This window comes from Chromobacterium sp. IIBBL 290-4, from assembly GCF_024207115.1.
Classification (GTDB): domain Bacteria; phylum Pseudomonadota; class Gammaproteobacteria; order Burkholderiales; family Chromobacteriaceae; genus Chromobacterium.
The window spans coordinates 3,695,141-3,707,533 of sequence record NZ_CP100128.1 but is presented as its reverse complement, the minus strand read 5'-3'; the positions used below and the strand labels follow the sequence as shown (position 1 = coordinate 3,707,533).

Genomic DNA, 12,393 nt, shown 5'->3' with positions numbered 1-12,393 from the left:
GCCGAATGGCAAAGGCGGCCGAGGCCGCCTTTATTTATTCGACAAACGCACGCAGCAATAAGCCTCGGTTCGATATGGAAAGGCCAGTTCAGCGCGCCCTTGCAATGCGGGATGGCTGTCGATCAATGCCTGCAGTTGATCCAGAAAGCCTTGCTTGTCCGCATCCGGCAAGGCGGCGATGAAGCTGACCGAGCGAAAACGATCAATGATGACCTGCTGCGGCGCGCCGACATGGCTATGCGTCAATACCGCGAAGGCCAACGGCGAAAAACCGCAGTTTTCGCCAAAGGGCCGCCGCCACTCGCCGGAATGAAAGCGCGGCGTATCGCCCTCCAGCGGCGTCATCAATTCGCTGATCTTGCGCACCCAGTCATAAGACTCGTCGCGGACATTCCACACCAGGCCCAGGCGCCCGCCCGGCTTCAACACCCTATGAATTTCCGCCAGCGCCTTGTCGTTGGCAAACCAATGGAAAGCCTGCGCGCAGGCCACCACATCCACCGATTGATCCGGCAGCGGAATCGTCTCGGCGCTGCCGGCCAAAGCCTCCACCATGGGTAGGCGCTGCCGCAATTGCTCGCGCATATTCTCCACCGGCTCCACCGCCAGCACCGTCGCTCCGGCATCGACAAGCAGCCGGGTGAATTTGCCGGTGCCCGCGCCCAGATCCAGCGCGACGCGTCCTTCGGCCACGCCCAGCGTGTCGCTCAGCCAACCTCTCAAACCTTCCGGATACTCCGGCCGGCCGCGCGCATAGGCCTGCGCTTCCTTGCCAAAGCCCTGCTCCGCCTCATCTCGAATGGCAACCATTTTGCGCCCCCCCCATGACACGCCCACCAAATATGATAAATGAGTTTCAATTTTGGGGCATGCAAAAACGACAAAAGCGGCCGAAGGCCGCTTTCGCTCGCATGCATGTTAAAGAACAGCTCAGGCGCGCACGTCGAGGTTTTGACCCAGATGCGCCGGATTGGAAGCCTGGATTTGCGCTGAGGATTGATCCACGCCTTGCAACAGCGTGAGCGTGGATGCGGCATCCGCCTGCATCGCCTTTTTCAATACGGTCGCCTGCAGATTGGTACTGACGCCTTGCGCGCCGACTTGACTTACTGCGTCCATGCCCCCACCTCCTAGCTCATTCATGCGTTACTACTTGCAGTCTAACCGCCTCGCGGCCTGCTGTCACAGCAAAACTGCTAAAATACGCGCCACCCCCACCTTTTCGATGACAGGAAAACACACAATGAGCGCAACCCGTCACAACCCTCTGCTGATTCTTGGCTCCGGCCCCGCCGGCTACACCGCCGCCGTTTACGCCGCCCGCGCCAATCTGAAGCCGGTCCTGATCACCGGCATGGCCCAAGGCGGCCAGCTGATGACCACCACCGACGTGGACAACTGGCCGGCCGACGCCGCCGGCGTGATGGGTCCGGAACTGATGCAGCGCTTCCAGCAGCACGCCGAGCGCTTCGGCACTGAAATCCTGTTCGACCACATCCACACCACCCACCTGAACGAGAAGCCGATCCGCCTGGTCGGCGACGCCGGCGAGTACACCTGCGACGCGCTGATCATCGCCACCGGCGCCTCCGCGCAATACCTGGGCCTGCCGTCGGAAGAAGCCTTCTCCGGCAAGGGCGTGTCCGCCTGCGCCACCTGCGACGGCTTCTTCTATCGCAACCAGGATGTGGCGGTAGTCGGCGGCGGCAACACCGCCGTGGAAGAGGCGCTGTACCTGGCCAATATCGCCAAGCACGTCACCCTGATCCACCGCCGCGACACCTTCCGCGCCGAGAAAATCCTGGTCGACAAGCTGATGAGCCGCGTCGCAGAAGGCAAGATCAGCCTGAAGCTGAACGCCACGCTGGACGAAGTGCTGGGCGACAACACCGGCGTGACCGGCGTGCGCGTCAAGCTGAACGCCGGCGGCAGCGAAGAGCTGGCGCTGACCGGCGTGTTCATCGCCATCGGCCACAAGCCCAATACCGACATCTTCAAGGGCCAGCTGGAAATGGACAGCACCGGTTACCTGATCACCAAGAGCGGCCGCGAAGGCAATGCCACCGCCACCAGCATTGAGGGCGTATTCGCCGCCGGCGACGTGCAAGACCACATCTACCGCCAGGCCGTCACCAGCGCCGCCTCCGGCTGCCAGGCAGCCCTGGACGCCGAGCGCTACCTCGACAGCCTGAAGTAAGCCCGGAACCGGCATCATGAAGACCTTCAAGGATTCTTTGAAGGGACTTCGCCAGACGCTGCGGCAGCCCGCCCCTGAAAAGGCGGCGCCGCCGCAGCCCGCTGCGCCCGAGGAACTCGACTTCCGCCAGCTGTTTCGCGACGTCAAGCCGCTGAGAACCGACAGCCGCCACCATCACGAGCTCCCCAAGCCCAAGCCGCGTCCGCGCAAACCCAGCCAGGGTCCGGCGCTGCGCGCCTCTGTTCAGCAAGAAATCCTGCAGCATGCGATAGGCTGGTTCGAACCGCCCGAGCTGCCGCACCAGTTCGCGCGCGCCGGCATGCCGCACGCCACGCTGAAACGGCTGCGCCAGGGCAATTGGCCGGTATGCGCCAAGCTGGACCTGCACGGCTATGACCGCCACCAGGCGCAGGACGCGCTATCGCTGTTCATCCATCGCGCCCGGCAACGCGGCCAATGCGTCAAGGTGATCCATGGCAAAGGATTCGGCTCGCCTCAAGGCGAACCGGTCTTGAAAAAGCTGGTGCGCAGCTGGCTGCAACACCACCCCGACGTGCTGGCCTTCTGCGAAGCCGAACCCGGCGTCGACGGCGGCTCGCTGCTGGTGCTGCTGCGTCGTCCGCCGGCGGAATTTCAAGACCAAGGATAACGTGACAACCATAGGGCGAATCCGCTAAGCTCAAAACAAGGCGGACCCCTGCACCCCCTGCACCTATTGAGGAGCAATGCATGACAGGCACACCCTGCCCCGACTTCACCCTGCCCGGCACCGCCGGCGCCGATTTCACGCTTGCCGCCAGCCGCAAACCGCTGGTGATCTACTTCTATCCCAAGGACAACACGCCCGGCTGCACCAATGAGAGCATGGCTTTCCGCGATCTGCACGCGGAGTTCGCCGCCCTGGGCGCCGAGATCGTCGGCATCTCCCGCGACAGCCTGAAATCCCACCACAACTTCAAGGCCAAACTGGAGTTGCCGTTCGAGCTGCTGTCCGACGGCGAGGAAACCGCCTGCAATCTGTTTGGCGTCATCAAGATGAAAAACATGTACGGCAAACAGGTGCGCGGCATAGAGCGCAGCACTTTCGTCATCGACAAACAAGGCAATGTGGCGCGCGAATGGCGCGGCGTCAAAGTGCCCGGTCACGCGGAGGAGGTTCTGGCGTACGTCAAAACGCTGTAAAGGGCTGTACCTGCCCGGCCGACCGGCCGGGCCACAACATGAACAAGGGGACCACATCATGGCCGGCCGCAAAAAGACCACCGCGTGCAAGCTGTTCGTTCTGGATACCAATGTACTGTTGCACGACCCCACCTGTCTGTACCGCTTTGAAGAACACGATGTGTTCATCCCCATCATCACGCTGGAAGAATTGGACACCCACAAGAAGGGCATGTCCGAAGTCGCCCGCAACGCCCGCCAAGCCAGCCGCTTCCTCGATGAAATCATCAGCGGCAACGAACTCAACATCGCCGAAGGCATCCCCCTCAAACGCGCCAGCCGCGACGCCGCCAGCGGCAAGCTGATCCTGCAGACCCAGGCCATCAACGGCACGCTGCCCTCCTCGCTGCCGGTAGGCAAGGCCGACAACCAGATTCTCGGCATCGTGATGGCGCTCAAGGGCTATCACGAAGGCCGCTCGGTCATCCTGGTGTCCAAAGACATCAATATGCGCATCAAGGCCCGCGCGCTGGGCCTGGAGGCCGAAGACTACTTCAACGACAAGGTGCTGGAAGACACCGACGTGCTGTATACCGGCACCCGCGAAATCGACCAGAACTTCTGGGAGCGCAACAGCAAGGACATCAAGTCCTGGCAAGACCACGGCCGCAGCTACTATCAGCTCACCGGTCCGGACATGACCGCCCTCTACGTCAACCAACTGCTATGGCAGGAAGGCGACAAACCCTTCCAGGCCCGCGTCATCCAGCAAGAAGGCAAGAGCGCGGTGCTGGAAACGCTGAAAGACTACAGCCACAACAAGAACAACGTCTGGGGCATCACCGCGCGCAACCGCGAACAGAACTTCGCGTTGAACATGCTGATGAACCCGGACATCGACTTCGTCACCCTGCTGGGCCAGGCCGGCACCGGCAAAACGCTGCTGACGCTGGCGGCGGGCCTGGCGATGACGCTGGAGCAGAAGCTGTACTCCGAAATCATCATGACCCGCGTCACCGTGCCGGTGGGCGAGGACATCGGCTTTCTGCCCGGCACCGAAGAGGAAAAGATGGCGCCGTGGATGGGCGCGCTGGAAGACAACCTCGATGTGCTGAACAAGAGCGACGACGACGGCGGCGACTGGGGCCGCGCGGCGACGCGCGACCTGATCCGCAGCCGCATCAAGGTGAAAAGCCTCAACTTCATGCGCGGCCGCACCTTCCTCAACAAGTATCTGATCATAGACGAGGCGCAAAACCTGACGCCCAAGCAGATGAAAACCCTAGTCACCCGCGCCGGCCCCGGCACCAAGGTGGTATGCCTGGGCAACGTCAGCCAGATCGACACCCCCTATCTGACGGAAGGCAGCTCCGGCCTGACCTATGTGGTGGACCGCTTCAAGGGCTGGGGCCACTCGGCCCACATCACGCTGCAGCGCGGCGAACGCTCGCGGCTGGCCGATTACGCCGGCGAAGTGCTGTAACGTCTGCCCGCTCCGCAACGGCGCCCATCGCGGCGCCGTTTTTCTTGACCGCGCCGCGCCATCGCCGGCATTTGCCTTTCTCGCCGCGATAGCGTATCTTGAATTAGTACAATTTCAAAAATCCTATCATGCTCCACCCCGCCCGCCTCCTTCCGCCACATCAAAGCCAGACCTTGCCGCTGGTCGATGCCAGCGTTCGCGCCGGCTTCCCTTCTCCGGCGGAAGGCTATGCCCATGAACCCATAGACTTGTACGCCCATCTGGTGCAAGACCCGCAAGCCACCTTCATGGTCCGGGTGGCGGGCGATTCCATGTCTGGCGCAGGCATAGACGAAGGCGACCTGCTGATCGTGGACAAGGGGCTGACGCCGCTCCACGGCGACATCGTGGTGGCCGCGGTGGACGGCGAGTTCACCGTCAAACGCTTGCGCATGGAACGAGGCTGGCACGCCTTGCAAGCGGAAAACCCCGCCTACCCCACGCTTTACCCCGCAGAGGGCCAGGAATGGCTGATCTGGGGCGTCGTCACCGCCTGCGTGAAGAAATTCCGATGAGCGCCTTCGCCCTGGTCGACGGGAATTCTTTTTACGCCAGCTGCGAGCGGGTGTTCCGGCCCGACCTGATAGGCAAACCCATCGTCGTGCTCAGCAACAACGACGGCTGCGTGGTGGCGGCCAGCGCCGAGGCCAAGGCGCTGGGTCTGAAAATGTTCGGTCCTTATTTCGAAATCGCCGACCAATGCCGCGAATACGGCGTAACCGTCTTTTCCAGCAATTACGCGCTATACGGCGACATGAGCCGGCGCATGATGGCCATCCTGGCCGACTTCGCGCCGCGGCAGGAAATCTATTCGATTGACGAATGTTTCTTGCAACTGGACGGACTGGAAGACAAGCAAGAACGCGCCAGAGCGATGCGCGAAAACATCTGGCGGCGGATAGGCATCCCCGCCTGCGTCGGCATCGGCCCCAGCAAAACGCTGGCCAAGCTGGCCAACCACCTTGCCAAAAAACATGCCGAGCACGGCGGCGTTTTCAGCTGGGAAGGCCGGCCGGAACCCGAAATCGACGCGCTGCTGGCCGCCATCCCCGTCGGCAAAGTCTGGGGCGTGGGCCCGCGCCTGGCTCCCAGGCTGGCGGAAGAGCTGGAAATCACCAGCGCGCTGGAACTGAAGCGGGCCGACCCCAGACTGATACAGCGCAGTTTCGGCGTCACGCTGGAGCGCACCGCGCGCGAGCTGGCCGGCGTCAGCTGCCTCGCCTTGGCGGACATCGCGCCGCCGCGGCAGCAGATCATCTCCAGCCGCTCTTTCGGCGAAAAAGCCGCCCGGCTGGAAACGCTGGCCTCGGCCGTCAGCTTCCATGTCGCCCACGCGGCGGAGAAACTGCGCGCCCAGCAAAGCGTAGCCAGTCTGATCGCAATCAGCATCCGCACCAGCCCGCACCAGGAAGATCCTTATCGGGGCTACACCGTCATCCCGTTGAGCCCCGCCACCGATGACACCTTGGCGCTGACCCGCGCCGCGCTCAACGGCCTGCGCCAGATTTTCCGCCCCGGCCGCCGCTACCTGAAAGCCGGCATTGTTTTGCTCGAGCTAGCCCCGCGCGCGCTGCGCCAGACCGACCTTTTCTCCGAGCCCGTCGATCCGCGCCGGGCGCAATTGATGAAAACGCTGGACGCCATCAACCAAGCGCATGGCCGCGGCAAGATCAAGCTGGCCAGCGAGGCGCTGACCGCGGACTGGGAAATGCGCAAGGACCAGCGCTCGCCCTGCTACACCACAGACATCCGACAGTTGCTTGAAGTCAGGTAAGCGCGACGAACATCCGCCAGCCCGCAGCGCCACGCTCCGGCTGAGACTCACCAGTTCGTCGCGCAAGCGGCATCACATATCCGCCATCGGGCGAGAAATTCGAAATCGCCATCGCAATCTGCAAACGTCTCTCTCGGGCCGGAACGCGAAACTTGCCTAAACCCAGGCGCGGATTCCAGCGCCTTTCGCCTCTGCCGCCTCTTAACCGTCCGGCTGACAAAACCCACCGGAAGACCAGAGCCGAGGCCCGCCGGCGCAAACAGCACATGGTTTACGGAAGAGGAAGACGCCTGATTAGCGGCCCAAGGCTCCGCCGCGCCGCAAAAAACAAAGCCAGCCAAACGGCTGGCCCGATATAAGGGAATCTCCAGCCTAATGCAAGGGCAAGGGCAAATGCCCAGCCAAGGCATTCAGCTGACGCAACGCGCGACGGAAGCGAGCATGCGCCCGCGACACGGTGGACTCGCTCAAATCCATCTGCTTCGCGGCAAAGTAGCCCGTCATCCCTTCGACCTCCATCAACCACACTGCCTCGCGCGACCGTTTTTTCATGCCGATAAGGTCGGCCACCACATTGAAATCGTCTATCTTCATCGCACCCCTCCCCCATGCCGCCGCCCCAATCGCCCAGCCATTCGCCCGACAAAATACGCGACAGCCTTTACAGCATAGATGAGGTTTCCCGCGCTTTCCGGCCAAGCTTGCCGCCCGGCCCCGCTTTCGGTGCGCGAGGCCGTCTTGCGCGCTTGCACCCCTAATGAAATCAGTACGCCACATGATCTTGCTCGCGCCGGCTTGATTCATACCATCCGCCCAGACCCCGGCGGACAGCCGTGCCGCCGTCTGCGAACATTCGTTCGCGGTTAGCTGACGATGCATAGCGCCCCAAGAATGGAGATGAACCGTCATCCAAACGCTGAACATGCATCCTTCAGGCTTTTACAGCGGCCATGGCTGCGGACTTTCCAGGCCAGCGGCCTGCCCTCTGACAAGCGCTCCACACATCTCAATGGCTGGTTCGCGCTTGCGTTCGCGCCTCCCGCGCGATGCTCCAGTCGCGCAAAAACCAAGGCAGCATCGCCGCCAAGGCCAACGCCAGGAAGCTATCCCAGCGCCAGCACGCCAAGTAAGCGCCACCGCTCAAAACACCGATCGCGCTTCGCCATCTGGCAGGCAGAAACAGCTGTCCCGGCTCGACGACTTGCAAGTCATACAAGGCGAACAACCAGGAACCCGCCAACATGAGATGCCAAGCCGGCAAATATCCCGCCCAAGCCAAAATCGACATCAGGAACGGCAGGGCCAGATTGAATTCTCTCAGTGTTTTTCGCGACAGCAAGGCTGTCATGATAGTTTTCATAAGCGCCCAATATCGATGACAATTTCATAATAATTATACCCAGAAGCCGGAACAAGTCCGCCGCCCTTCCCATTCCCGCCATTTCCCAGTAACATCGCGCCTCTTTTAATTTCAAGGAGATGCCAAGTGAATGACCAAAATGCCGCCCGCGCCTGCGGAATCGACTTTGGCACCTCCAACTCCACCGTGGGCTGGCTGCGCCCGGGCCAGGACAGCATGCTGGCGCTGGAAGACGGCAAGATCACGCTGCCCTCGGTGGTATTCTTCAACTATGAGGAAGACTACGCCCGCTTCGGCCGCGCCGCGCTGGCGGAGTATATGGAAGGCTATGAAGGCCGCTTGATGCGCTCGCTGAAAAGCCTGCTCGGCTCCAGCCTGATAGACAGCCAGACCGAGGTGCAAGGCAAGGCGCTGTCTTTCCGCTACCTGCTCAAACTGTTCATTCAGGAGTTGAAGCTGCGCGCCGAGGCCGGCGCCGGCCGCGATTTCGAGCAAGTGGTGCTGGGCCGCCCGGTGTATTTTGTCGACGACAATCCGCAAGCCGACAAGCTGGCCGAGGACACGCTGGCCGATATCGCCCGCCAGGTCGGCTTCAAGGAAATTTCCTTCCAGTTGGAACCCATCGCGGCGGCTTTCGACTACGAGTCCAACATCCAGAAGGAAGAGCTGGTGCTGATCGTCGACATCGGCGGCGGCACTTCGGACTTCACCTTGATCCGCTTGTCGCCGGAGCGGCGCGGCCATGACGAACGCCGCGGCGACATCCTGGCCACCGGCGGCGTGCACGTCGGCGGCACCGACTTCGACCGCCAGCTCAGCCTGCATGGCGTGATGCCGCAGTTCGGCTTCAAAACCCGGCTGCGCAACAACGCGGAAATGCCGTCCAGCCAGTATTTCAATCTGGCCACCTGGCACACCATCAACTTTGCTTACACCCGCAAGGCCTGGATGGATCTGCAAGACGTGCATCGCGACGCCGCCGAGCCGCAGAAACTGGACCGTTTGTTCAAGCTGATCCAAGAGCGGGCTGGCCACTGGCTGGCCATGGAGGTGGAGGCGGCCAAGATCGCGCTGTCCGATCAGGACAGCCACCGCATCTTGCTGGATCCCATCGAAAAGGGCTTGAGCTGCGAGCTGGGCCGACTGGACTTCGAGGACAGCATCGCGGGCTTGCTGGACCGGGTGCGCGCCACCGTCGGCAAATTGCTGGCGGACGCCGGCCTGAAAGCCGACGCCGTGGACACCGTCTTCTTCACCGGCGGCTCCAGCGGCGTGCCGGCGCTGCGCGCGGGCGTGCGCGCCTTGCTGCCCAACGCGCATCACGTGGAAGGCAATCTGTTCGGCAGCATCGGCAGCGGCCTGGCCATCGAAGCGAAAAAACGCTACGGCTGACCCGGCGCCGGCCGGGAGATCAAGACTGATCCTGCCCGGTCGGCTCCTCGCCCCCCAGCTTGGCGTACAGCGCGCTCATGTGCTCATCCAGGGCCAAGCCGCTGCTGTAGAGCTGGTCCACCTCCAGGTTGGTCTTGCTGATGATTTCGATCAGCGCCCCTTCCTGCGCCTCGCTCAGGCCAAGATACATCAGCGCGTCCTCGAACTCCTCGCGCATCTTGTCGAACAGTGCCCGGGTGGCGCCCTGTTGCCGCTGATAGCTATGGCTGATCGTATTGATCGTGCCGCGGGCGAAGGCGAGCATATCGGCCAAGCCTTCCTTTTCCAGCGCGTTCATTCTTTCCGCCGCGCCCTCGGCGACCAGGGCCAGATAATCCTTGAGCTTGCCGTAACGTTCGATATCGTCCACCGGCATGTTTTTGATCAGCACGGAGACCTGGCCGTAATTGAAGGCGGTGCGGGTGCCATAGGACACGATATGCTGCCGGTCGGCGGATAGATCCTGCAGCAGCAGCATCTCCATCGGGTTGATTTTCTTCTCTGAGTTCAGCGTCTTGGTTTCGCCGTTCCGCATGCGCAATTGCACCGCACCGTTGAGGCCGAACTCGTCCATGGTCCGCAACGTCACCTCCATCAGTTGCGCCTCGTTAGGCACGCTGAACAGCTGGCGGAAATATTGCAGACACACGCCCAGCGCGCTGCTGTCGGTCATCGCCGACATCGCCACCGACATCGCGCCCTGCGCCTGGCTGCGCAAATCATTGATCTCCCGGCGCAGGCGCAGGGCCTGGTCCACCTTGCGCACCAGTTCTTCCGGCTGCAGCGGCTTGCTCACGAAATCCTCGCCGCCGACGCTATAGGCCGCCAGCCGCTGCACCGGATCGCAGTGGGCGGAAACAAAGATCACATAGGGCTGGCTATCCAGATCCAGCAGACGGATCCGCCGGCAAGCTTCATAGCCGTCCATGCCGTCCATCTGGATGTCCAGCAGCACAATGTCCGGCCCATGCCCGGCTACAGCATGCAAGCCCTCGTCGCCATTGCTGGCGCAGATCACCTCCAGCGTCTCGTCGAACAGCATTTGCATGATCTGGATCACAATAGGATCGTCATCCACCACCAGAATCTTGTGTTTCCCCATTTATTCCGCCCTTCCGCTTGTCTAATCTTTCAGCATCAGCGGCTTGCGAACCGCCCGCGCGCGCCTGTCGGTATTAATGCTATAGCTCGTCGCGCTCTGGGCGGCATGGCAAAAACGCCCCGCCGCTCACCTAATGGAGACGATATGGCAAACCCTCGATCCGATGGCAAGCGCCTGAGCGTGCTGCTGGTTGACGACAGCGACATCAATCATATGGTGGTGGCCAGCCTGGTAGAGGGCCAGGACATCGAACTTGATTTCGCCATCCATGGCGCGGAAGCTTTGCAAAAACTGCGCGACGCCAGCCAGCCTTACCATTTGATCCTGATGGACCTGCAAATGCCGGTGATGGACGGCTATGCCGCCACGCACGCCATCCGGCATGCCTTGAAGCTGGCGACGCCCGTCATCGCGCTGAGCGCGTCGCATCAGGCCAGCGAGGTGCAGCACTGCATCCAGGTCGGCATGAATGGCTTCCTCAGCAAGCCTATCGATGGCGAGAAGCTCCTGGCCGTGTTCGATAGCATACGGGGCAGGGCCGCAGCCCCCGCGCCGGCGGCGACAGCCGCGCCCCTCTCCGCCAGCCTGCTCCGTCTAGACAACTTGAATGCCTTGCACGATATCGCCCCGACCAAACTGACGAACGCCTTGCGCGATGCGATGGCCAATAGCCGCGTGGACTTCGAACAGGCCCACCGGCTGTGGCAAAACGGGGAGCTGGAGGCCGCCGCCCGCCTGGTGCACAAATACCGCGGCTCGCTCGGCACCTTTGTCCACGCCGCCTTCGTCGAGCGCACCCTGGCGCTGGAAAACGCCATTCTGGGAGCCGAACCCGATCTGGAGGAACGGTTCGCCGAGTTCCGCGCCAGCCTGGCCGAGTTGTTCAATCAATTGCAACAATGGCTGGACAAGCATTCCGGCTAGGCTGGGCAGGCTGACCTTCCTCCTTTGTTTTGATAGAATTACGTCTCATTAGCCGCCAGAAAACGCAAGCCATCCCATGAGCATTCATATCAAAGACGCCAACGACATCGAAAAAATGCGCGTCGCGGGCCGCCTCGCCTCGGAAGTCCTGGACTTCATCACCCCGCACATCAAGCCCGGCATCACCACCGAGGCCATCGACAAGCTGTGCCACGACTACATGGTCAAGGAACAAGGCACCATCCCGGCTCCGCTTAACTACGCGCCCGGCGGCCATGCCCCCTACCCCAAGTCCATCTGCACCTCGGTCAACCACGTCATCTGCCACGGCATTCCCAACGACAAGCCGCTGAAAAACGGCGACATCGTCAACCTGGACATCACCGTGATCAAGGATGGCTATCACGGCGACACCAGCCGCATGTTCTTCGTCGGCGAGGTCAGCCCGCACGCCAAGCGCCTGTGCAAGATCACCTACGAAGCCATGTGGAAAGGCATAGAAAAAGTGAAGCCGGGCGCGACGCTGGGCGATATCGGCTACGCGGTGCAAAGCCATGCCGAGTCGGCGGGCTATAGCGTGGTGCAAGAGTTTTGCGGCCACGGCATCGGCAAGCAGTTCCATGAAGAACCGCAAATCCTGCACTACGGCCGCCCCGGCACCGGACTGGAAATCCAGGCCGGCATGATCTTCACCATCGAGCCGATGATCAACCAGGGCAAGCGCCATCTGCGCGTGCTGGCGGATGGCTGGACCGTGGTGACCAAGGACCGCAGCCTGTCGGCGCAGTGGGAGCACACCATACTGGTCACCGAAACCGGTTATGAAATCCTGACCCAGTCCGCCGGCACCCCGGAGAAGCCCAGCTTCAAGTAATCCTCCGCGCGGGCCTGCCGATTTGCCTGGCGGGCCTGGCGCGTTTTG

General features: G+C 62.1%; 14 protein-coding genes. 9 read left to right on the top strand and 5 right to left on the bottom strand.

Annotated elements, in window-relative coordinates; genetic code table 11:
* Positions 1-30 precede the first annotated feature (30 nt).
* Both NKT35_RS17345 and NKT35_RS17340 read right to left on the bottom strand, forming a co-directional pair.
* On the bottom strand, positions 31-810 hold the full coding sequence (locus NKT35_RS17345; RefSeq protein ID WP_254295313.1) for a class I SAM-dependent methyltransferase: 780 nt from the start codon (positions 808-810) through the stop codon (positions 31-33).
* A 120-nt stretch (positions 811-930) separates the two neighbouring features.
* On the bottom strand, positions 931-1,119 hold the full coding sequence (locus NKT35_RS17340) for a putative motility protein (protein WP_254295311.1): 189 nt from the start codon (positions 1,117-1,119) through the stop codon (positions 931-933).
* Between the two features lie 124 nt (positions 1,120-1,243).
* On the opposite strand from NKT35_RS17340, the gene trxB reads away from it, so the two are divergent.
* From trxB to NKT35_RS17310, 6 genes are all read left to right on the top strand, one after another.
* Positions 1,244-2,197 (top strand): thioredoxin-disulfide reductase, encoded by a 954-nt coding sequence (gene trxB, locus NKT35_RS17335; protein ID WP_254295309.1) that lies wholly within the window; start codon positions 1,244-1,246, stop codon positions 2,195-2,197.
* 16 nt (positions 2,198-2,213) lie between these two features.
* Entirely contained in the window at positions 2,214-2,846 is a 633-nt protein-coding gene (locus tag NKT35_RS17330) for a Smr/MutS family protein (protein WP_254295307.1), read from the top strand.
* A gap of 80 nt (positions 2,847-2,926) precedes the next feature.
* Complete coding sequence (locus NKT35_RS17325; RefSeq protein ID WP_254295305.1) at positions 2,927-3,379, top strand: peroxiredoxin; 453 nt, start codon at positions 2,927-2,929, stop codon at positions 3,377-3,379.
* A 58-nt stretch (positions 3,380-3,437) separates the two neighbouring features.
* Positions 3,438-4,841, top strand: a complete 1,404-nt coding sequence (locus NKT35_RS17320) for a PhoH family protein (RefSeq protein WP_254295303.1) — start codon at positions 3,438-3,440, stop codon at positions 4,839-4,841.
* Between the two features lie 128 nt (positions 4,842-4,969).
* Positions 4,970-5,395, top strand: coding sequence for a LexA family protein (locus NKT35_RS17315; RefSeq protein ID WP_254295301.1), 426 nt, complete (start codon positions 4,970-4,972; stop codon positions 5,393-5,395).
* Positions 5,392-6,654: a Y-family DNA polymerase gene (locus NKT35_RS17310; RefSeq protein WP_254295299.1), complete on the top strand. Its 1,263-nt coding sequence runs from the start codon at positions 5,392-5,394 to the stop codon at positions 6,652-6,654. Before NKT35_RS17315 ends, NKT35_RS17310 begins: the two co-directional genes overlap by 4 nt.
* Positions 6,655-7,026: 372 nt before the next feature.
* On the opposite strand, the gene NKT35_RS17305 is transcribed toward NKT35_RS17310, so the two are convergent.
* Positions 7,027-7,248 carry a hypothetical protein gene (locus tag NKT35_RS17305; RefSeq protein ID WP_254295297.1) on the bottom strand — a complete coding sequence of 74 codons (222 nt, stop codon included), beginning with the start codon at positions 7,246-7,248 and terminating at the stop codon, positions 7,027-7,029.
* Between the two features lie 412 nt (positions 7,249-7,660).
* Complete coding sequence (locus NKT35_RS17300) at positions 7,661-8,002, bottom strand: hypothetical protein (protein WP_254295295.1); 342 nt, start codon at positions 8,000-8,002, stop codon at positions 7,661-7,663.
* A 138-nt stretch (positions 8,003-8,140) separates the two neighbouring features.
* Here NKT35_RS17300 and NKT35_RS17295 point away from each other — a divergent pair, with 138 nt between their 5' ends.
* Complete coding sequence (locus NKT35_RS17295; RefSeq protein WP_254295294.1) at positions 8,141-9,406, top strand: Hsp70 family protein; 1,266 nt, start codon at positions 8,141-8,143, stop codon at positions 9,404-9,406.
* 19 nt (positions 9,407-9,425) lie between these two features.
* Here the strand turns inward: NKT35_RS17295 and NKT35_RS17290 are convergent, their stop codons facing one another.
* Positions 9,426-10,547 (bottom strand): response regulator, encoded by a 1,122-nt coding sequence (locus NKT35_RS17290; protein WP_254295292.1) that lies wholly within the window; start codon positions 10,545-10,547, stop codon positions 9,426-9,428.
* A 144-nt stretch (positions 10,548-10,691) separates the two neighbouring features.
* Here NKT35_RS17290 and NKT35_RS17285 point away from each other — a divergent pair, with 144 nt between their 5' ends.
* Together NKT35_RS17285 and map are read left to right on the top strand one after the other, a co-directional pair.
* Positions 10,692-11,471 carry a response regulator gene (locus tag NKT35_RS17285; protein WP_254295290.1) on the top strand — a complete coding sequence of 260 codons (780 nt, stop codon included), beginning with the start codon at positions 10,692-10,694 and terminating at the stop codon, positions 11,469-11,471.
* Between the two features lie 76 nt (positions 11,472-11,547).
* Positions 11,548-12,345, top strand: a complete 798-nt coding sequence (gene map, locus NKT35_RS17280; protein WP_254295288.1) for a type I methionyl aminopeptidase — start codon at positions 11,548-11,550, stop codon at positions 12,343-12,345.
* Positions 12,346-12,393 lie beyond the last annotated feature (48 nt).

What these genes read in the sequence shown, in the direction of transcription:
- NKT35_RS17345 (WP_254295313.1), bottom strand. Translation starts at nt 810, where the DNA reads ATGGTTGCCATTCGAGATGAGGCGGAGCAGGGCTTTGGCAAGGAAGCG.
- NKT35_RS17340 (WP_254295311.1), bottom strand. Translation starts at nt 1,119, where the DNA reads ATGGACGCAGTAAGTCAAGTCGGCGCGCAAGGCGTCAGTACCAATCTG.
- trxB (WP_254295309.1), top strand. Translation starts at nt 1,244, where the DNA reads ATGAGCGCAACCCGTCACAACCCTCTGCTGATTCTTGGCTCCGGCCCC.
- NKT35_RS17330 (WP_254295307.1), top strand. Translation starts at nt 2,214, where the DNA reads ATGAAGACCTTCAAGGATTCTTTGAAGGGACTTCGCCAGACGCTGCGG.
- NKT35_RS17325 (WP_254295305.1), top strand. Translation starts at nt 2,927, where the DNA reads ATGACAGGCACACCCTGCCCCGACTTCACCCTGCCCGGCACCGCCGGC.
- NKT35_RS17320 (WP_254295303.1), top strand. Translation starts at nt 3,438, where the DNA reads ATGGCCGGCCGCAAAAAGACCACCGCGTGCAAGCTGTTCGTTCTGGAT.
- NKT35_RS17315 (WP_254295301.1), top strand. Translation starts at nt 4,970, where the DNA reads ATGCTCCACCCCGCCCGCCTCCTTCCGCCACATCAAAGCCAGACCTTG.
- NKT35_RS17310 (WP_254295299.1), top strand. Translation starts at nt 5,392, where the DNA reads ATGAGCGCCTTCGCCCTGGTCGACGGGAATTCTTTTTACGCCAGCTGC.
- NKT35_RS17305 (WP_254295297.1), bottom strand. Translation starts at nt 7,248, where the DNA reads ATGAAGATAGACGATTTCAATGTGGTGGCCGACCTTATCGGCATGAAA.
- NKT35_RS17300 (WP_254295295.1), bottom strand. Translation starts at nt 8,002, where the DNA reads ATGACAGCCTTGCTGTCGCGAAAAACACTGAGAGAATTCAATCTGGCC.
- NKT35_RS17290 (WP_254295292.1), bottom strand. Translation starts at nt 10,547, where the DNA reads ATGGGGAAACACAAGATTCTGGTGGTGGATGACGATCCTATTGTGATC.
- NKT35_RS17285 (WP_254295290.1), top strand. Translation starts at nt 10,692, where the DNA reads ATGGCAAACCCTCGATCCGATGGCAAGCGCCTGAGCGTGCTGCTGGTT.
- map (WP_254295288.1), top strand. Translation starts at nt 11,548, where the DNA reads ATGAGCATTCATATCAAAGACGCCAACGACATCGAAAAAATGCGCGTC.